Below are 19,535 nucleotides of genomic sequence, written 5' to 3' on the forward strand. Positions count from 1 at the left end.
CGCATAATGAATGAGATAAAACGTCTATTGCTATTATGGACAATCGCGCTACCCATGCTGGCTGGGGCGGCTACGGTATCCGTCAAACCAGGCGAATCCATACAGCAAGCGATTGCAAAAGCGCAAGCCGGTGACACGATAGAAATCGCTCGTGGTCAATATCAAGAAAATTTAATTATCGATAAAAAATTAACGCTTAAAGGCATACATCGCCCCACCATTCGCGGCGGCAATCATGGCGATACGATTCGAATCGTCTCTCCAGACGTAGTGATCGATGGCTTAATCGTGCGTGATTCTGGCGACAGTTTAAAAGACCAAAATGCTGGCATCTATATCTACCCAGGATCACATCGCAGCATCGTAAAAAACTGCGATATTACCTACAATCTTTTTGGCCTTTGGATAGAAAAAGCAAATGACGTGCTGATTGAAAACAATCTAATCACCGGCAAGCGTGAATACAATTCATCACAACGCGGTAATGGCATCCAACTCTACAATACCAAAGGCGCGCGCATCATCGGCAATAACATTAGTTTTGTACGCGATGCCTTGTACGTTGATGTATCCCATCACGCGATTTTTCGCGGCAACAAATTGCACCATAGTCGATACGGCAGCCATTACATGAATTCGTATTACAACCTATGGGAAGACAACGATAGTTACTTCAATCGCGGCGGCCTCGCCTTAATGGAAGTACGCGATCAAATTGTGCGGAATAATCGAACATGGGGAAACTCTGATCACGGCATCATGTTACGTACCATGCAAGATTCTCTGATTGAAAACAATGTCATCGCTGGGAATAGTCGCGGATTTTTTATTTACGATGTGGAATACGTCAATATTAAAAATAATCTAGTGGTAGATAATCGTGTCGGCGTCCATCTTTCTGCAGGCTCTACGCGTAATCAAGTTGAGGGCAACGACTTCATAAGTAACCGTGAGCAAATTCGTTACGTTGGCGCGAAGAATGAAACATGGGGCGCTGAGAGCGGTAATTACTGGAGTAATTACTTAGGCTGGGATAGAAATGCCGACGGCGTTGGCGACCTTGCCTATGAGGCAAACGATATGGTCGATCGTTTAAGTTGGCGCTATCCAAGCACTCAGATATTGCTAGCAAGTCCAGCGGTGCAAGCATTACGTTTGGTTTCACAACAATTTCCCGTGCTGCGTGTCCCTAGCGTGATCGACCCTAAGCCACGTATGCACCCTAGCAACAAACAATGGAGACGATGGAATGGCAAGCACTATCCCGGCCAATAAATTGGCTCACATCAAAAATCATGCGATAGAAGTGCTAGGTGTTAGCAAGCACTATGGCGCTTTACATGCTGTCGATGGGGTTGATTTGGCGGTGGAACACGGTGAGATATTTGGCTTGATCGGCCACAACGGCGCTGGAAAAAGTACCTTGTTCAAAATGATGTTAGGACTAGTAGAACCCAGTGCCGGCAACATCTTAATTAACGGCAATGCGGTTACGGGTGCGGCGTTTCGTCAGACTCGACGCAAACTGGGTTACCTACCTGAAAACGTGGTTCTTTACGATAATTTGAGTGGGATCGAAACCTTAAAGTTTTTTGCCAAACTCAAAGGTGCAGACTTGGCTGAATGTGCGCCTATTTTAGAAAAAGTCGGTTTAACCCATGCCCATCATCGTCCACTACGAGAATATTCAAAAGGGATGCGCCAGCGTCTAGGATTCGCGCAAGCCTTGCTCGGTCAGCCCAATGTACTTTTTTTAGATGAGCCAACCAATGGTCTAGACCCGCAAGCGATTCGTGATTTCTATTCGATACTACGCAGCCTGCGTGATGATGGCGTGACGATCATTATCACCTCTCATATTTTGGCGGAGTTACAAGAGCGAGTTGATCGATTGGCGATTATGTCTGCGGGCAAAATTCAAGCAGTCGGAAGCGTCTCGCAATTGCGTCAACAAATGCATATGCCGCTGACGATCACATTGCAATTAGCTGCTCAAGACCTAGCTGCAGCACAGGCTGCACTGCTCCACCTAACAGAAGTAAGCCACACTGTCACCAACGAAGGCATAGTCCTGCGCTGCAGCCGTCATCACAAGATGGAAGTCCTAACTGCACTTCACTCGCTCGGTAAAAAACTGATCGATATTCAAGTGCAAGAGCCATCTTTAGAAGATGTATTTTTTGGTTTTTCTGATTAATTCGAATGGACTTAGTGTTATGGAACTAAACCAAATTTTGCATCTTGCGACAAAAGAATTTCGTGATCGTATCCGCAATCGTTGGGTGTTAGCGGTGGCCTTAGTGTTCACCGTATTTTCACTCGTGATTACTTATCTTGGCGGTGCGCAGCAGGGGCAGATTGGACTAAAGTCGATTGAGGTAACGATTACGAGTTTGGTTAGCTTAGTGATTTACCTGATTCCCCTAATCGCCTTATTACTCGGCTTCGATGCCGTTGTGGGTGAACGCGAGCGTGGTTCACTTGATTTATTGCTGTCATATCCCATCACCCGAATGGAACTCTTGCTCGGCAAATATCTAGGTTTAGCCGCAGCATTAAGCTTATCTACCGTCGCTGGTTTTTCACTGGTTGCGGTGCTGCTGTATCAACAATTTAATTGGGCGGGTTTATTTCACTATCTCGGTTTTATCTTGAGTTCTATTTTGCTCGGTCTCGCTTTTTTAAGCTTAGCGATATTGATGTCCGTGATTGCACGTGAACGTACCCGCGCATCTGGACTAGCAATTGCGCTCTGGTTCTTTTTTGTCTTGATTTTCGATCTTCTATTACTCGGTGCCTTAGTCGGAACTGGTGGTAACTATGGCGGTGACATTTTCGCGTATCTCTTGTTACTCAATCCGACTGATGTATTTCGCATCTTAAATGTATTTTCAATGGACGATGTGCGAACGCTATATGGCTTAAGCAGCATCGTTCCACCCGCCCTCGCCAAACCTTGGCTGATGGGTTCCGTTATGTTTGCTTGGATACTTGTGCCACTGGTACTGGCACGTTGGAGATTTCGCTCATGAATCAGCATCGTAGAAGTTTCATTGTTCGCTCTTTTTTATTTTCTATGGTGGGTGGCAGCTTAATTGCTTGCAAACCATCTACGAGCAATACATCGATTGCTCCTGTAGAAATCGATTCACGTACCACCTGTGATCTTGATGGAATGCTGTTGGCCGACTATCCCGGCCCTAAAGCACAAGTGTTCTACGTGGGGAATCCAACACCGCGATTCTTTTGCGATACGGTTGAGTTATTGAACACCTTACTTTCACCTGAACAAGTCCAAGCAGTGGCAGCAGCCTTTGTGCAAGACATGGGAAAGGCCGATTGGGATCAGCCACGAGGTAATTGGATTCCCGTCAACACCGCTTACTACGTGCTAGGAAGTAAACGACATGGCTCGATGGGGCCGACTATTGCGAGTTTTTCTTTAGAAGCGGATGCGCAAAAATTTATAGCGCAGTGGAATGGAAAGCTGATGCGCTACGCGGATATCAAACCTGAGATGGTCGATCTCAGTGGCGGCGCGCTGCACGATACAAAAATGTAAACCATGCGAGCCCACGTGTCTTCTAAGAAAATTGCGACCTGGCTGATTAGTGCAAGCCTCATCAGTGGGCTATTTTTATTTTCTATTTCAGCAAATAAAGCAGCGCAAGGCGATACGCAAATCCTCAACACAGACGATATTTGCATTGTTGCACCAGCGACTTCGTTTGACCCCAATTGGGGAATCGCACTTTATGCTCCGCGTAAAGTGCCCGCAGACGCACGTTGCCCTGTGTGCGGCATGTATCCATCTAAGAGTCTTGATTCGGCTGGTCAAGTTATTTTCAAAAATGGCGACACGCATTTTTTTGATTCGCCATTAAGCTTATTCATTTATTTGCAAGCGCCAGAGAAATACAATGCGGCTCGGCGTATCAGCGATATCGCCGTTAGCTTTGTCACCGATTCAAGCTCAGGACGATGGATCAAAATAGAAGACGCCATCTTCGTATCTGGATCAAATGCCAAAGGCCCTATGCGTGCAGGTAACTTTGTGGCATTCGCTGATAAAGAAATCGCAAAAAAATTCATCCAAACGCGAGGTGGAGCCCTATTACGCGCTCAACAAATTGAACCTCAATTGCTTTTAAGCTTAAATAGCTCACGCCGACATCAGCACACGCAGTCAACATCAAGTCATTCGCCTTAAGCTGTGTCATTCGGTGTGCACTGAGAATCTAGCCTTGCTCTTGGTGATGACTTTATCTAGCTACCAACTAATTCAATAAATTAATATATAAATAAGCACCTAGATATGCACTACGGGTCGCGTCACCGTTAGGCAATTCAGTTTGCTTAACACTTAGGTATAGATTTCGTCTTTGGAAGTAAAAAAGCCGCGAAGTTTTTTCAACTTATCAGCTTTATCAGGAGTCCCCCGAAATTCGCCTGCGAGCGAATCGCCTCGAATTCCCCGCACGAGCATGCTCGCTTTTCTTTCGGAAATAAAAAAACCGCTAAGTTTTTTAACTTAGCGGTTTTATCTGGCGTCCCCAGGGGGATTCGAACCCCCGTACCCACCGTGAAAGGGTGGTGTCCTAGGCCTCTAGACGATGGGGACAGAAATCTGTCCTTGATACTGACCTAATACTGCTTTTACTTTTATCGTTTCGCTGCTTGCGTTTGCGATCAAGTAAGACCAAGATTATATACGTTGTTTCTTTATTTTGGCAAGCTATTTTCTAAAAAATCTGAAATTATTTTGCCTAATAAAAATTACTTATCTGATCGTGGTGGAGGTAAGCGGAATCGAACCGCTGACCTCTTGCATGCCATGCAAGCGCTCTACCAACTGAGCTATACCCCCGCACAAAACAGAAGCGCGAGTATAGCAAGTTTTAAGTTTGCTTGTAAAGCGCAAGGCTCGGCAGGACAATGTTGCGAGCGCGCTTTGAACCGCTTTATTGAAGCGTTCTTATTTAAGCTTTCGCCAAACGCATCAACACAACATCACGACCAAATAATTCAATCACCGCGTCAATCGATGGTGTTTGTAATTGCCCTGTCAAAAGCAAACGCAATGGCATCGCCAGTTGTGGCATCTTCAAGCTATGCTTCGCTAACACCTCTTTCATCAATGCTGAAATGGCTGCCTTGGTCCATTCTACCGTTGCGCATGCTTGCGCAAATTCTTGCAGCGCTGGCTTAATCGCATCCGTAATGTGTTGCGAAACTAATGCTGGATCAGGCGTTGGTTGACGATAAAACAGCATTGCGGCTTGCGCCAATTCTACTGTGGTGTTGGTACGCTCTTTTAATAAAGCAATCACCGATGCCAACGCTGGTGCACCGTCAGATTGTGCGTCCAATTTTTCCATATCAGCACGGATCAAGTCTGCTAAACGTTGATTATCAGCAGCTTTAATATAATGATTATTCAACCAAGCCAATTTCTCTGGATTGAACTGCGCAGCGGAACTAGACAAGTGCGTTAAATCAAACCAACTAATCATTTGCTCCATACTGAAGACTTCGTCATCACCATGACTCCACCCTAGACGTGCAAGATAATTCAACAAAGCTTCTGGCAAGAATCCCTTATCCAGATAATCCATCACACTCACAGCATCACGACGCTTAGAGAGTTTTTGCCCATCGGTTCCAAGAATCATAGGGACATGACCATAAAATGGTAGTGGTGCTCCCAATGCATTCAAAATATTAATTTGACGCGGTGTGTTATTTACATGATCGTCGCCACGAATTACATGCGTGATCTGCATATCGCTGTCATCAACTGCGACACAGAAATTATAAGTTGGAGTTCCATCAGGGCGGGCGATCACCAAATCATCCAATTCGCGGTTAGCAATAGTAATCGTGCCTTTAACCACATCGTTCCAACTCACTTCGCCATCCAAAGGATTTTTAAAACGAATAACTGGTTTACGATCAGCAGGAATTGCTGGCAAAGTTTTGCCTGGCTCCGGACGCCAAGTTCCATCGTATCGAGGCTTTTCACCGGCAGCACGTTGACGCTCACGCATTGCTTCAACTTCATCAGTGGAGCAATAACAATAGTATGCCGTTCCTTCAGATAACATTTTTGCCAAGACTTCACGATAACGATCCATACGCTTCATTTGATAGTACGGACCTTCGTCGTGCTGCAAATTCAACCAATTCATACCATCTAAAATCGCTTGCACCGCCTCTGGCGTCGAGCGTTCTAAATCGGTATCTTCAATCCGCAACACAAAAGTGCCGCCGAAATGACGTGCAAATGCCCAGCTAAATAGAGCAGTGCGAGCACCGCCAACATGCAGATAACCGGTAGGGCTTGGCGCAAAGCGCGTACGCACTGGCGCGGAAGGAGTAGGTAAATGAGAAGCTGTCATCGATGCAAAGCGAATTTTAAATTAAATAATTGCACGATTAAATTATGCAATTTAATCACTACTATTCAACCAAAGGGTCGCGTAAAAAAGTAAAAAACGTATTTTACCGTCTTAGCGTATTAGAAGATACTCAAGGAGTCGAGATTGCGACCTCGCAGAGATCTGCGATCAGGCTTGAAATGGTAGTATCCGTGTTTTTTGTTGTCAGTTATTTTCAATTATTCACATTGACCGTGCGCGGAATTACTCCATCATCCCCAGCCCCACTACCAACGAAAAATGGTATCAGTCCAAGCTATATTTGGCTTCCCGAAGGCCAATGGGAAAGTGCCTTGGCTTTTCTTACTCAGCAATTCCCCGCTGTTAGTGCCGATGTTTGGCGTAGTCGGATGGCAAAACTGGAAGTTTGTGATGCAAACGGAAATTACCTCCATCCGCACAGCCCAGTTCAGCGTGGCATGTGTATCTTTTATTATCGTGAAATCGAGAATGAGCCGACCATTCCATTTCAAGAAACGATCTTATTTGAAGATGCGCATTTATTAGTCGTCGATAAGCCACATTTCTTGGCTGTCATCCCTGGTGGACAATATCTGCGAGAAACCTTATTAGTTCGCCTAAAACTACAAACTAACATTGAACACCTAACGCCTCTACATCGATTAGATAGAGAGACTGCCGGAGTCATCTTATTTTCAAAACAGATTGAAAGTCGTGGCGCCTATCAAAGGCTATTTCAAACGCGGCAAATTGCAAAAACATATCACGCACTTGCACCACACTTACCACAACTGACTTTTCCTTACCTGAAACAAAGTCGCATCGAAGAAAGCGATCACTTCTTTAAAATGCATGAGGTAAATGGCTTAGCAAATAGCGAAACCTTAATAAACGTACTGGAACATCGAGGCGACATTGATCTATACGAGCTACAACCTTACACCGGAAAAAAGCATCAACTACGCCTACACATGGCAAGTTTAGGCGTGCCTATACTAAATGACTTATTCTATCCAGAGGCACTTCCAACTGGAAGCGACGACTATACAAAACCATTAAAGCTACTCGCAAAATCGATTGCTTTCATCGACCCTTTAGATAAATCAAAAAGAGAATTTCATAGTAGGCAAAGTCTGTAATCGAGCAGATTGACGGTGGGCGCTTAAACAAAACACCCCTAATCAGAGGCGCGCAAAAACACCTAAAAAGCATGCTTGCCATCGCTTAAATTATTCACTTATTCAAACACAAGTAAATAAGCATTACCGCGGCTTTACTTAAGACACATCGATTTTGACACTGATCAAAATACTAGCAAGGCGGTTGACAAGATTAGCGGCTCGCAGTATTATCTCGCTTCTCGGAGTGTAGCGCAGCCCGGTAGCGCACCTGGTTTGGGACCAGGGGGTCCAAGGTTCGAATCCTTGTACTCCGACCAAATTTAAAGGATCGTTGAGAAATCGACGATCCTTTTTAGTTTCACCAAATTTAGTTATTTAAACTTTTTTAAATGACCCAAAGTTTTCGGAGTGTAGCGCAGCCCGGTAGCGCACCTGGTTTGGGACCAGGGGGTCCAAGGTTCGAATCCTTGTACTCCGACCAAGATGAAGCCTAATTGAGCAATCAATTAGGCTTTTTTGTTTCTATAGCGATTATTAGCTCTTAGCCTTTTTAGTCGCAGCGCTTTAAATCAACTTGCATATTCATTTGCTTTAATAGTGCCACATTGAATAGTTATTGAATTGCAGAGCAAAAATTGCGCAAGACAAACCCACAAAAAAAACTTCAAATTATTCAAACTATTCAAATTAAATTAAAGCCGCGCCAAGATTCGAATCGCTTCGCCAACTTGAGTCACTTGATGTATGCGCAATGATCGCACCTCATCCATGCTTTGCAGTTCTGGCAAAGCAAACATGCTTGCCCCCTGCCCCATCAACTTGGGCGCCATGTACAACAATAACTCATCGACACATCCGGCCTGAATCAAAGCACCACTTAATTTTGCGCCGGCTTCGACATGCAATTCATTCACTTGCTCATTTCCCAATGCAGTAATGAGTGCAGGCAAATCGACCTGCACCTTTTTACTTGCTCGATTATCCGACGCACTCTGCAGCATATTTTCTGGCAGGCAGTACAATTGCGCTCCCACTGCCTTCAACGCAGCCTCACGCGCCTCGTCGCTGACAGCGTGATAAATTGTTGTACTACCAGTTTGAAAAAGCTTAGCCGCAACAGGCGTACGAAGTTGCGAATCGACGATGACCTTACGCGGTTGATGTGACTTTACAGAATCGACCTCTGGCAATCGCACACTCAATTGTGGATCATCAGCCAATACCGTACCAATACCAGCTAATATCGCATCAGCCCGCGCTCGCCATCGATGCCCATCTTCTCGCGCAGCGCCATCTGTGATCCATTGACTTCGCCCATTAGGCAGCGCAGTGAATCCATCCAAGCTAGCTGCCATCTTCAAACGCACCCATGGTCGACCTGTTTCCATGCGCTTAAAGAAACCAATATTCATCTCGCGCGCTTCTGACGCAAACAAGCCATGTTCGACGCTAATCCCAGCATCTCGCAACATTGCAAATCCACGCCCAGCAACTTGCGGATTCGCATCTTCAATTGCTGCCACAACCCTTGCCACGCCCGCTTCAATCAATGCATTTGCGCAAGGTGGCGTACGACCAAAGTGACTACATGGCTCCAAAGTCACATATGCTGTCGCGCCAAGTACCTTATGCCCCTGCGTTGCTGCATCGCGCAAGGCCATCACCTCGGCATGCGCTTGTCCGACCGGCTGCGTCCAACCTTGCCCCAGAATCACCCCATCTTTCACCAACACACAACCTACTTTTGGATTGGGCGACGTCGCCATCGTGGCACGAGAGGCTAACTCAAGCGCCACGCGCATGTAGGCGTGATCTTGTGCTGAAAATTGCATTAGGTGTTCTGTACTGTAATAGTAGGGAATTTACTGCTCATATCTTTCGCTTTATCGGCCACTCTCACGGCGACCTTGCGCGCGATTTCTTTATAAATTGCTGCGATTTTTCCGTCTGGGTCGGCTACTACTGTCGGTTTGCCAGAATCCGCTTGCTCACGAATCGCCATAGTTAAAGGCAAGCCCCCCAAAAATTCTACGCCATACTCACCACACATTTTTTCACCACCACCAGCACCAAAGATTGCCTCGGCATGCCCGCAATTTGAACAGACATGGGTGCTCATATTTTCCACAATACCAAGAATAGGAATGCCGACCTTTTCAAACATCTTCAATCCCTTGCGCGCATCTAACAAAGCAATATCTTGCGGTGTTGTTACAATTACGGCCCCGGTCACTGGTACTTTTTGCGACAAGGTCAATTGAATATCGCCCGTTCCTGGAGGCATATCGACGATCAAATAATCCAGATCACGCCAATTTGTTAATTCTAGTAATTGCTGCAAAGCTTGCGTCACCATAGGGCCACGCCAAACCATCGGGGAATCCGGATCGATCATGAAACCTATGGACGATACTTGCACGCCATAGTTTTCTAGCGGCTCCATCGTTTTACCGTCCGCAGACTCTGGTCGTCCGGCAATCCCCATCATCATCGGTTGTGATGGACCATAAATATCGGCATCTAATAAACCTACCTCAGCACCTTCTGCCGCTAACGCTAACGCCAAATTCACCGCCGTAGTTGATTTACCAACACCGCCTTTACCCGATGCGACCGCAATAATATTTTTTACATTAGGCATCAACTTAATACCACGCTGCACTGTATGCGCGACTATCTTACTAGTCACTTTGACATCAACGCGTTCGACACCAGTCAATCCCAGAAGCGCCTTCTCAATTAAATTTGCAATCAAAGCAAATTGACTCTTAGCGGGATAAGCAAGCTCCACCTCCAAACTCACAATACCTGTTTGAATTTGTATGTTTTTGATTGATTTGCTTGAAATAAAATCTTTATTGGTATTCGGATCAATTACCGAAGATAAGAGCGTTTTAATTTGCTCAACTTGTTGATTTTTTGGATCTTGATTTATTACAGACATACGTTTCTCCGTTCAATTTCCGCAAGTCTAACGTAAATCAGTCACAGACCTTTAGATAACCATGTCACGAAGTCGTGTTTTGAGTACCATAAAATTACATTAAAACTGACAATTTTTTGTCACATAAGATTTGAAACTGACAAAATTCGTCAACTAAAGCTGGAAAAATTATTGAAACCTTATTTAATCGAGCTCAAAACCGCGTTTTACAACTTGGCACAGCATTTGCATAATAAAGGTCGTAGCAAGCGGTAACACCAATTTTTTTTATTTTTAATCGAGGGAGTAACGAATATGAAATCCACACGAGTACAACAAGGTTTTACATTGATCGAATTGATGATCGTTGTTGCAATTATCGGTATCTTGGCAGCAGTTGCGTTGCCAGCGTACCAAAACTACACAAAGAAAGCGAAGTTTTCTGAAGTTGTGTTGGCAACGAATGGCGCGAAAATTGCTGTTGAAATTTGCGCACAAAATACAGTTAGCACGGAAGCTGGCGCAATTACAGCATGTGGCAATGCAAATCCCGAAAATGGCATACCTGCAGCCGTAGCCGCATCTGGATACATAGCTTCCGTTACAACTGCTGCAAATGGTACAATTACTGCAACAGCAGTATCCACCAATGGCCTTGGCGGCGAACAATATATATTGACACCAGCCTTCGCTGCCGGCAAAGTAACTTGGGCTAAATCAGGTAGTTGTACATCTGCTCCAGCACTTTGCTAATTTTTTAGTGCTCATAGAAAAGCCCACTTCGGTGGGCTTTTTCTTTACCTCGATACCTCAAAATATTAAAACTTCGCAAACTCCATGCCATTGAATCAAGCACTCGACGCGCGTTTTGCCTTATTCATCAGTTCTTTGATGCCGATGTCGGTATGGATATTGACTGGTCATACCATTGTTCATCCGTGGCAAGTCTGGGGCTGGAGTTTATTATGCGGTGTTCTAGGGGCGACAGCGCCGGCACGTTTTTTTAAACCTTTAGTGCTCTTGCAAATCTGCGCTTTGCCGCTAACTTTAGGCTGGATAGGTGCGATTGCTGTCACGGGTTTTGGCCCATCGAATGCCGCATTTGAAGCTGCACAGTATGGCCCATTACATGAATTTAAGATCGTACTCAATCTGGCGCTCAATCACTGGTCATTTATCTTAGCCGGTATAATGTGCTGCTGTAGTCTGATCGCAACAAGCTATCTCACATGGAGAAAAGCACCCCCACGCTCAAGTAAATTTGATTTAATTTTCTTAATCACCCTTGCCCCCTTGGCGATGATTAATCTAGATGGTTTGGGCTATTTTCAATTGACACGTATAGCCGGGCCAGAAGCACGTCTTTCTACCCCTTGGCTTTATCAAATAGAACTAGGCAAATCTATCATCATCAAAGCAGCAGACCAAGCCGGACGCATCCCTGGCAATAATCCGGATATTCGTGACGCAACATCCGTCGAGAAAACATTTACCATGCAAGATAGTATTGCCGTGTTTGTGGTTGGCGACTCCACCAGAGCTGATAGTTTTATTCAACCCGACCGTGGAATTTGGTCTAAGCAGTTACAACAAAGAATTAATGCAGGGATGGGAGTGCGTCTGAGCGATGCATGTGCGGGCGGAAGTTCTACCAACGATTCCGTACCAAGGCTATTCACAGCCTCAGCAATTGATGATATTAAAAGTATCAATCAAAGTCCGACAATTTTAGCGATAGCAAAAGCGGCTGGTGCCAAAACCGCCTACATCAGCAATCATGAAATGTGGCTACTCCCTGAGGCTGGACACGACCTCGCGCAGCGCACTACGGCCATCGAAAAACAAGCTTTTGACGATGTTCCGGTTGAAGTACTAGGCGATTTTATTAAGAAAAGTCGTGCGGGACCGAAAGCAGCAATTTTGCATTTGTACGGACAACACTTTTTATACGAAGACCGCTATCCTCAAGAAGAGTTCCCTGCCATACCATCTGGATTATCAGGCGATGAATTGACAGAGTTACATTACGAACGTGCGGTCGAATATGGCAATAAGGTATTACTTGAATTGGCCTCCATTTTAGATCAAAGCAACACCCCCTCATTTGCCATTTTCACCAGCGACCATGGAGAAAATCTCCCATCAGATAAAACTGGCAAGAAATATCACGCATTACCCAGCAGCGGAAAATTCGACACGACAGTACCCGCTTTGATTTTATGGAATAAAGCCTTTAAAGACACAGGGAAACCCGCTTTGCTCAAAACTCTGCAAAATCAAAAAGGACTAATTGCACACGGCGATTTGGCGCAAGCTTGGCTAGTTTTAGCAGGAATGAAAGGATCAATTGCTGCAACAGATAACCCACACACTTGGGGCGCTTTAAACCCTGGAGAAAAAAATAGAGCACTTGCTTGCAACACTTTACATCCATAAATTGACACCGCCATCAAGCATTTATGGAACTTTAATTTCAACCAAATTTCCATTATTTGCCAACACCTTTGCATTTGCGCGCATTTGATAATCAGTTCGCACCAAACTTAAATCTCGGCGTTGTAAAGGATATTGCATATCAAGCAAATCCAACATGGTATGGAAATAATTTTCTGCGCCAATCGCAGCGCTTTGGTGCCTACTCAATTGCTCCCACTGCGATGCATATTGCTGGCGAAACCCTTCACTTCCCCACTTAAAATACGGGATATGTTGTTCATACTGTGAAGAATCACTAGATCCATGTCCAAATCGCTGAACGCCATGATCGTATAAGTCATCCCCATGATCAGCAATGAAACTCATCGTACTAATCACATTCCGCGACTTCAGTTTTTGAATTACCTGATCAAGAAACCAATCAACATACAAGACGCTATTGTCATAACTATCCTGTAACTCTTGGCGTTGCGTGTACAAATTATCTTGCTTACTTGAAAATTGTGCAAAACGAGGGGGGTACCTTAAGTGATAATCCATGTGATTACCTGTCGTATGCAAAACGATGAATTTTTTTTGGTGAGAAAACTCTAAAACTTGATCCAATAAAGGCAGCAATTCCTCATCGTAAGGCAAGCGTTCAAACAAATACTTAGGTTGCCCCATATTGTTGTGGCGGGCTAGAATCAGGTCGGCTCTTACTTTGGCTTGAGCGCCCACTTGCGCGTCCTGACTACTTAACCAAGCCGTCATAAATCCAGCTTTCTTCATGTAGTCGAGAATTGTGGCGTACCTAGCGCTAGCCTGGTACTTCTCGGGCAATACGCCTGTCAATAAAATTGGAACTGCTACTATCGTCAAGTTGCCGCCACCATGCACCCGTTTAAAGCTAAGAAACTCAGAATCGTCTAACTTCGCAAGAAAGGGGGAAGTCGGTCGTGTATAGCCGTTGACTTGCCAACGGTCAAATCGGGAGGACTCGCCAATCACCAATACATGCACCTCATCTTGCTTTGGAATGGCCCTTCTTCTCACAACAATGTGAGTCGTATCAACATCTTGAGAAGTCATCTTCTCTATCGATACTTGCAATATCTTGGCAATTGCCGAAGGATAAACTTGGGTAGCACCCAAGTCAGAGACAGGTGAAGGGAAAGGAGGTGTTGCCCAAGGTAGATGATCCCAATGCAAACCCAACGCTATTGCAGCTAGGTTAAGTGCGAGAACATTCATGCGCCAATTTGACGGAAGCAAATCACCGCGCATTTTGCTAGCACACCAAATCGCCGAACCAATTGCAAACAGGAAAACAAAGAGCCAAATCAGCAAACCGGTGGCGTGTAGATATTCAATTGCTTCCGATAAATTTGACGTCGCAATAATGTCAATCAGCAGCGCTGCAGGTACACCTTGATGCTTTAGATTGATAACAAAAAAAATCCATGCACCAACACTATAGAAAACGGTTATGAAAGCTAAACGTCGCATGTTACGGCTCAAAATCAATATCGAGCCCAAAAAAATCAAACTAAATAAAAGGTAGGTTATCGCCATTGCAGGACCTTTTCTCAATTGCTGAGAAAAAATCAAAAATGCTGGCATAAAGCAAAACAAGAACAAGTAAATATATATAAATCGCACCATTTTTCCCAATCCCAAACTTGTCAAGAGCAAGCGAGTCCCTTACAACATTTTCACTCTATATTTACGCGACGCACATTGAATCAAACATCTAATGATATGCTACAAAAAACAAGTAAACTGCATCCAACATCTTTAGCGGAGCAAGAATGAAAAAGAATCGATTGCACACTTTCTTACCTTATTTCGTGGGTGCACTTTACAGCCTACTATACATCGTTGGAGATTTTTCACGCGGTGATCGTCTTTGGGACATCAGTCTTAACCAAGTTAGTGAAGGCTTGAGCCTATTAATTTTTCTTCCCCTAGCACTTCGACTCTGGCAACAATTTTCTCATGAAAAAATCATCGATAAAACCATGACGGAACTTGAACGGTCAAGTTTTTTCAGGTTTGAACAGTGGAGCTGGTTTATTCTACTCGTGCCAAATCAGTGGATGACGGGTATTCGTCCAAGCTGGGCATTGACTTTAGTTATGGTGAGTACCCTCATCATTTGCCAAGGAGTCTTTTACCTAACAACATTATCAGCTGAAAAACGCAAGACTCTATTTGGGTCAGAACGCTATATAGCTGTTCTATTTTTGGTGTCAGGATTCTCGGCATTGATCTATCAAGTGGTATGGCAACGCGTCTTATTTGCAACCTTCGGTATCAATAGTGAAGCGGTCACCGTGATCGTCTCTGTTTTTATGTTTGGTCTAGGTATTGGGGCTCTCGTTGGTGGAATTTTACAAAAACGCTTTAGCAAACACTTACTGAGGATATTTGTTGGTCTTGAGGTTTTTATCGGGTTATTTGGCCTAGTTAGCTTGTCATTGATCCATTACATCAGCTCACTAGTGAGCCAAAATTCCACGTTGCATTTGATTGGTTGGACCTATCTAATTCTCGCAATTCCAACGCTGCTGATGGGAGCTACTCTACCGATTCTCGTTTCGTTTCTTCAGCAATACTTCCAAAATTTAGGGAAAACGGTGGGCCTACTATATGCATTCAATACGATAGGTTCAGCGATTGCGGCTTACTTTACGGTGGAGGTTTTATTTGTATTTTTAGGTCAAAACTCTACAATTATCATTGCAGCACTGTGCAATCTTTGTACCGCTGTTTTAATTCTAAAGGCCAGTCAATTTTTGCGCGCTGCTCCAGCGGAACAAGCGATCAGTGCTCAATTTCTTCCAACGTCGACAAAAAGTACAACCGCACTTCCATATTGGTTTGTATTTACCAGTCTTATTTTTATTGGGTATATCTCGTTAAGCCAAGAAATTATCTGGTACCGTTTAATCGGTTTCTCCTCAGCAGGCCGACCACAGGTATTCGGCATATTACTGACCGCCTTTCTTATTGGTATAGCAATGGGATCGCTAAAGGCAAAGAAGCTATGTGAGTCCAAGGAAGACCCATACACCTGGTTAATTCGTGCCTTATTGATTGCGACTTTAGTATTTTATTTGGCGACGCCAAGTGTTGCCTTTGTTAGCGCTCTTATTAGTAAAACAACAGGACCAACTATTGCTTATTTACTGACGGCGATAGCTGCGTATTACACAGGCGGAATGCTGCCGATGTTAATTCATATCGGTGTAAACGAGCAGAAGAAAAACTCATCGATGGCAATGTCTTGGCTTTATTTTGCGAACATTATAGGTGCAACTCTCGGTCCATTATTGACAGGCTTTATATTACTTGAGTACTTTACTCTTGAACAGAATGTACTCATCCTATCAGCACTCACACTGCTATTCCTGTTTGCACTGTTACTATTCATTCCCGTAGAAAAGAACTTTAAATTGAAGACCATGGGAGTAATCATTGCAGGTCTTGCAAGCGCAGCAGTTTTACATGATCCACTCTATACAACCCACTTAGAACGCATTCAATTTGGCGCTTGGGAAAACGAGCCTTTCAAGTACAAACTAGAAAACCGTGCTGGAATCATTACAGTCGCAGCGAGCGACAGCGACAGCGATATCATTTATGGTGGAGGCATTTACGATGGTAAGTTCAATACTGACCTGACTAATTCCACAAATGGAATTGACCGCGCCTATATGTTTCCCGTCCTACATCGAAACCCGAAAAAAGTTCTAGAGATTGGTTTAAGTTCAGGCTCTTGGGCTAAGGTTTTAACTGAATATTTTCCACTTGAAAGTTTGACAATCGTGGAAATCAATAAAGGCTATCCGCAAATGATCCGGAACTATCCAGAAATTGCGGAAGTATTGAACCATCCTAAGGTTAGCCTTCATTTTGATGATGGACGTCGATGGCTGAGAAACCATCCCAATGAACAATTTGATTTCATACTTATGAATACAACTTTTCACTGGCGTAGCAATGCAACGAATCTACTTTCCAAGGATTTTTTGGAGCTATGTAAACGTCATCTAAAGCCGGGGGGGGTTGTTTACTACAATACAACGGGATCGAAAGACGTCGTTCTAACAGCTTCACACGTATTTAAATATGTGACTGTTTATGCTAATTTTGTGGCAGCTAGCGATTCGCCATTTGATATGACTACGGAAGAAAAAATTCATAATCTCAAGCTGTTTAAGAATAGTGAAGGACGCACACTCTATGATTCGGATACACAGCAGCAAAAAGCACTTGACTATTTGTCCAAAGTTAAATTATTGGAAGTACAAGAAAGTATTCGATCAAATAAGAATCTTCAATTGATTACTGACGACAATATGGCTGTTGAATTCAAAATAGATTACTAGATGTAATTCTCGCCCAATCCCTCTAAATAAAGTTGGGCGAGTAAATTCTCAACGAGAAATAATTAAGCCAATTAAAGTTCATGTGTTTCCGATCCTGACATTACGTCAATTCTTGCGAACAATTCAAAACCCTAAAAAAATACCGCATTCACTGTTAAAATAACGCCTTTATTCCTCAAATAAAGCAAACACCCATCATGACTCGCAAGCTGTTCGTCACCACTGCCCTTCCCTACGCTAACGCCCCTTTCCACCTCGGCCACATCATGGAGTATATCCAAGCTGATATCTGGGTTCGTCATCAGCGAATGTCGGGGCATGAAGTGAACTTTGTTTGTGCTGACGATGCGCATGGTGCGCCGATTATGATTGCTGCTGAAAAAGCGGGTATCACACCGCAAGAATTTGTGGGGCAAATTGCTGCTGGTCGCAAGCAGTACCTTGATGGCTTTCATATCGCATTCGATAACTGGCACTCGACCGACGGTGCGGAAAATCATACATTGTCGCAAGACATTTATCGCAAGCTAAAAGCTGCAGGTTTTATCACTAGCAAAACCATTGAACAGTTTTATGACCCAGTCAAAAACATGTTCTTACCAGATCGCTATATCAAAGGTGAATGTCCAAAATGCGGTGCTAAAGATCAGTACGGCGATTCATGTGAAGTGTGTTCGGCTGTCTATGCGCCAACTGAATTAAAGAACCCGTATTCCGTGTTGACTGGTGCCACGCCAGTGATGAAATCCTCTGAGCATTTCTTCTTCAAATTATCCGATGAAAAATGTGTGGAATTCTTGCGCGGTTGGGCTTTGCAAGATAATCGCTTGCAATCCGAAGTCGCGAATAAATGTAAAGAATGGTTGGAAGGTGAAGGCGGCTTGGGCGACTGGGACATCAGTCGTGATGCGCCGTATTTTGGCATCGAGATTCCTGATCAACCAGGTAAATACTTCTATGTTTGGCTCGATGCACCTGTTGGCTATTTGGCCTCATTAAAAAACTACTTCAACAAAACTGGCCGCGACTTTGACGCCTTCATGGCAGATCCAAGCACGGAGCAAATTCATTTTATCGGTAAGGATATTACCTATTTCCATACTTTGTTCTGGCCTGCAATGCTGAAATTCTCTGGCTACAAAACACCAGATAATGTGTATGCACATGGCTTTGTCACAGTCTCTGGCGAAAAAATGTCGAAATCCCGTGGCACAGGCATTTCCCCATTGCGCTATCTCGATATCGGTATGAATCCTGAATGGCTGCGTTACTACTTCGCGGCCAAACTCAATGCCAAGGTCGAAGATCTGGATATGAATCCAGATGATTTCGTTGCGCGGGTGAATTCTGATTTGATTGGTAAGTACATCAACATCGCAAGTCGTGCTGCTGGTTTCATTACTAAGCGTTTTAACGGTGTCGTCAACACAGCATGGGCGACTTCTGATGACGCGTTCATCCAAAATTTACGCAATGTATCTGGCGATATCCAAGCATTGTATGAAGCGCGTGAATTTGGCAAAGCCTTACGTGCCGTGATGGAACAAGCCGACATTATTAACGCCTATGTTGACGCGAATAAGCCATGGGAATTGGCAAAGCAGGCGGAGAACGACGCTAAATTGCAAGAAGTATGCAGCCGCTTGTTAGAAGCTTTCCGCATACTGACGATATTCTTAAAACCTGTATTGCCACACTTAGCTAGTCAAGTCGAAGCACAATTGAATATCTCTCCACTGAATTGGGCATGTGTAAACACGCCTTTGCCAGATCAACATACGATCAATCCTTATGTTCATTTGATGCAGCGTGTTGATATTAAGATTTTTGATCAATTGTTTGATGCGCCTGTGCCTGCGGTTGCTGCCAATTCTGTTACAGCAACTTCAACTGAAGCAACAAGCGAATCAAACACAAGTATTGAACCCTTGGCTGATGAGATCAAAATCGATGATTTCGCCAAAGTGGATTTACGTATTGCGAAGATCGTCAACTGTGAACATGTAGAGGGCTCTGATAAACTTTTACGTCTGACTCTAGATGTGGGTGAAGGCAAGACGCGAAATGTATTCTCTGGAATCAAATCTGCTTACCAACCTGAACAGTTAATCGGCAAGTTCACCGTCATGGTGGCCAATTTGGCACCACGTAAGATGAAATTTGGTATGTCAGAAGGCATGGTTTTGGCAGCTTCTGCGGCGGATGAAAAAGCCAATCCAGGCCTGTACATCTTAGAAGCATGGCCTGGTGCGCAACCGGGTATGCGTGTCCGTTAATTCTTCAA

The 19,535-nt window shown here is 44.3% G+C and carries 14 protein-coding genes and 4 tRNA genes; 12 read left to right on the top strand and 6 right to left on the bottom strand.

The window, feature by feature from the left end; all coding sequences use genetic code 11:
• Positions 1-6: 6 nt before the first annotated feature.
• Genes IE103_RS09460 through IE103_RS09480 form a run of 5 tightly spaced genes read left to right on the top strand, consistent with a single transcriptional unit; the run spans position 7 to position 4,210 of the window.
• The gene (locus tag IE103_RS09460; RefSeq protein ID WP_189345894.1) at positions 7-1,275 is read left to right on the top strand and encodes a nitrous oxide reductase family maturation protein NosD; all 1,269 of its coding nucleotides are present in this window, start codon (positions 7-9) and stop codon (positions 1,273-1,275) included.
• Positions 1,250-2,197, top strand: coding sequence for an ABC transporter ATP-binding protein (locus tag IE103_RS09465; protein WP_189345895.1), 948 nt, complete (start codon positions 1,250-1,252; stop codon positions 2,195-2,197). Before IE103_RS09460 ends, IE103_RS09465 begins: the two co-directional genes overlap by 26 nt.
• Before the next feature lie 19 nt (positions 2,198-2,216).
• On the top strand, positions 2,217-3,032 hold the full coding sequence (locus tag IE103_RS09470; protein ID WP_189345896.1) for an ABC transporter permease: 816 nt from the start codon (positions 2,217-2,219) through the stop codon (positions 3,030-3,032).
• On the top strand, positions 3,029-3,562 hold the full coding sequence (locus tag IE103_RS09475; RefSeq protein ID WP_189345897.1) for a nitrous oxide reductase accessory protein NosL: 534 nt from the start codon (positions 3,029-3,031) through the stop codon (positions 3,560-3,562). Before IE103_RS09470 ends, IE103_RS09475 begins: the two co-directional genes overlap by 4 nt.
• 15 nt (positions 3,563-3,577) lie before the next feature.
• Positions 3,578-4,210 (top strand): nitrous oxide reductase accessory protein NosL, encoded by a 633-nt coding sequence (locus IE103_RS09480; RefSeq protein ID WP_229827201.1) that lies wholly within the window; start codon positions 3,578-3,580, stop codon positions 4,208-4,210.
• 335 nt (positions 4,211-4,545) lie between these two features.
• On the opposite strand, the gene IE103_RS09485 is transcribed toward IE103_RS09480, so the two are convergent.
• From IE103_RS09485 to gltX, 3 genes are all read right to left on the bottom strand, one after another.
• Positions 4,546-4,621: transfer RNA gene (locus IE103_RS09485), tRNA-Glu, on the bottom strand.
• Positions 4,622-4,791: 170 nt separating this feature from the next.
• A tRNA-Ala gene (locus tag IE103_RS09490) sits at positions 4,792-4,867 on the bottom strand.
• A gap of 112 nt (positions 4,868-4,979) precedes the next feature.
• Entirely contained in the window at positions 4,980-6,398 is a 1,419-nt protein-coding gene (gene gltX, locus IE103_RS09495) for a glutamate--tRNA ligase (protein ID WP_189345899.1), read from the bottom strand.
• Positions 6,399-6,577: 179 nt separating this feature from the next.
• Between gltX and IE103_RS09500 the strand changes: the two genes are divergently transcribed.
• The 3 genes from IE103_RS09500 to IE103_RS09510 all read left to right on the top strand — a co-directional run bounded on the left by IE103_RS09500 (position 6,578) and on the right by IE103_RS09510 (position 8,000).
• Entirely contained in the window at positions 6,578-7,537 is a 960-nt protein-coding gene (locus tag IE103_RS09500) for a pseudouridine synthase (RefSeq protein ID WP_189345900.1), read from the top strand.
• A 222-nt stretch (positions 7,538-7,759) separates the two neighbouring features.
• Positions 7,760-7,836 (top strand) — tRNA-Pro (locus IE103_RS09505).
• Between the two features lie 87 nt (positions 7,837-7,923).
• Positions 7,924-8,000: transfer RNA gene (locus IE103_RS09510), tRNA-Pro, on the top strand.
• A 211-nt stretch (positions 8,001-8,211) separates the two neighbouring features.
• Here IE103_RS09510 and ribD read toward each other — a convergent pair.
• A complete protein-coding gene (gene ribD / locus IE103_RS09515) occupies positions 8,212-9,351 on the bottom strand; it encodes a bifunctional diaminohydroxyphosphoribosylaminopyrimidine deaminase/5-amino-6-(5-phosphoribosylamino)uracil reductase RibD (RefSeq protein WP_229827202.1) in 1,140 nt (379 codons plus the stop codon).
• Positions 9,351-10,463: an iron-sulfur cluster carrier protein ApbC gene (apbC, locus tag IE103_RS09520; protein WP_189345901.1), complete on the bottom strand. Its 1,113-nt coding sequence runs from the start codon at positions 10,461-10,463 to the stop codon at positions 9,351-9,353. Before apbC ends, ribD begins: the two co-directional genes overlap by 1 nt.
• A gap of 294 nt (positions 10,464-10,757) precedes the next feature.
• On the opposite strand from apbC, the gene IE103_RS09525 reads away from it, so the two are divergent.
• Together IE103_RS09525 and IE103_RS09530 are read left to right on the top strand one after the other, a co-directional pair.
• Entirely contained in the window at positions 10,758-11,195 is a 438-nt protein-coding gene (locus IE103_RS09525) for a pilin (protein WP_189345902.1), read from the top strand.
• Between the two features lie 84 nt (positions 11,196-11,279).
• A complete protein-coding gene (locus tag IE103_RS09530; protein ID WP_189345903.1) occupies positions 11,280-12,878 on the top strand; it encodes a sulfatase-like hydrolase/transferase in 1,599 nt (532 codons plus the stop codon).
• Positions 12,879-12,899: 21 nt separating this feature from the next.
• Here the strand turns inward: IE103_RS09530 and IE103_RS09535 are convergent, their stop codons facing one another.
• Positions 12,900-14,366 (bottom strand): phosphoethanolamine transferase, encoded by a 1,467-nt coding sequence (locus IE103_RS09535; protein ID WP_189345904.1) that lies wholly within the window; start codon positions 14,364-14,366, stop codon positions 12,900-12,902.
• 302 nt (positions 14,367-14,668) lie between these two features.
• Between IE103_RS09535 and IE103_RS09540 the strand changes: the two genes are divergently transcribed.
• Entirely contained in the window at positions 14,669-17,251 is a 2,583-nt protein-coding gene (locus IE103_RS09540) for a fused MFS/spermidine synthase (protein WP_189345905.1), read from the top strand.
• 197 nt (positions 17,252-17,448) lie between these two features.
• A complete protein-coding gene (metG, locus tag IE103_RS09545) occupies positions 17,449-19,527 on the top strand; it encodes a methionine--tRNA ligase (protein ID WP_189345906.1) in 2,079 nt (692 codons plus the stop codon).
• Positions 19,528-19,535 lie beyond the last annotated feature (8 nt).

It is taken from the genome of Affinundibacterium macrobrachii, assembly GCF_014652415.1.
In the GTDB taxonomy this organism is placed as follows: Bacteria; Pseudomonadota; Gammaproteobacteria; order Burkholderiales; family Burkholderiaceae_D; genus Undibacterium; species Undibacterium macrobrachii.

Coding starts and splice junctions, on each gene's coding strand:
- IE103_RS09540 (WP_189345905.1), top strand. CDS start 14,669: ATGAAAAAGAATCGATTGCACACTTTCTTACCTTATTTCGTGGGTGCA.
- IE103_RS09470 (WP_189345896.1), top strand. CDS start 2,217: ATGGAACTAAACCAAATTTTGCATCTTGCGACAAAAGAATTTCGTGAT.
- IE103_RS09535 (WP_189345904.1), bottom strand. CDS start 14,366: ATGCGACGTTTAGCTTTCATAACCGTTTTCTATAGTGTTGGTGCATGG.
- gltX (WP_189345899.1), bottom strand. CDS start 6,398: ATGACAGCTTCTCATTTACCTACTCCTTCCGCGCCAGTGCGTACGCGC.
- ribD (WP_229827202.1), bottom strand. CDS start 9,351: ATGCAATTTTCAGCACAAGATCACGCCTACATGCGCGTGGCGCTTGAG.
- IE103_RS09500 (WP_189345900.1), top strand. CDS start 6,578: ATGGTAGTATCCGTGTTTTTTGTTGTCAGTTATTTTCAATTATTCACA.
- IE103_RS09460 (WP_189345894.1), top strand. CDS start 7: ATGAATGAGATAAAACGTCTATTGCTATTATGGACAATCGCGCTACCC.
- IE103_RS09475 (WP_189345897.1), top strand. CDS start 3,029: ATGAATCAGCATCGTAGAAGTTTCATTGTTCGCTCTTTTTTATTTTCT.
- apbC (WP_189345901.1), bottom strand. CDS start 10,463: ATGTCTGTAATAAATCAAGATCCAAAAAATCAACAAGTTGAGCAAATT.
- metG (WP_189345906.1), top strand. CDS start 17,449: ATGACTCGCAAGCTGTTCGTCACCACTGCCCTTCCCTACGCTAACGCC.
- IE103_RS09525 (WP_189345902.1), top strand. CDS start 10,758: ATGAAATCCACACGAGTACAACAAGGTTTTACATTGATCGAATTGATG.
- IE103_RS09530 (WP_189345903.1), top strand. CDS start 11,280: ATGCCATTGAATCAAGCACTCGACGCGCGTTTTGCCTTATTCATCAGT.
- IE103_RS09465 (WP_189345895.1), top strand. CDS start 1,250: ATGGCAAGCACTATCCCGGCCAATAAATTGGCTCACATCAAAAATCAT.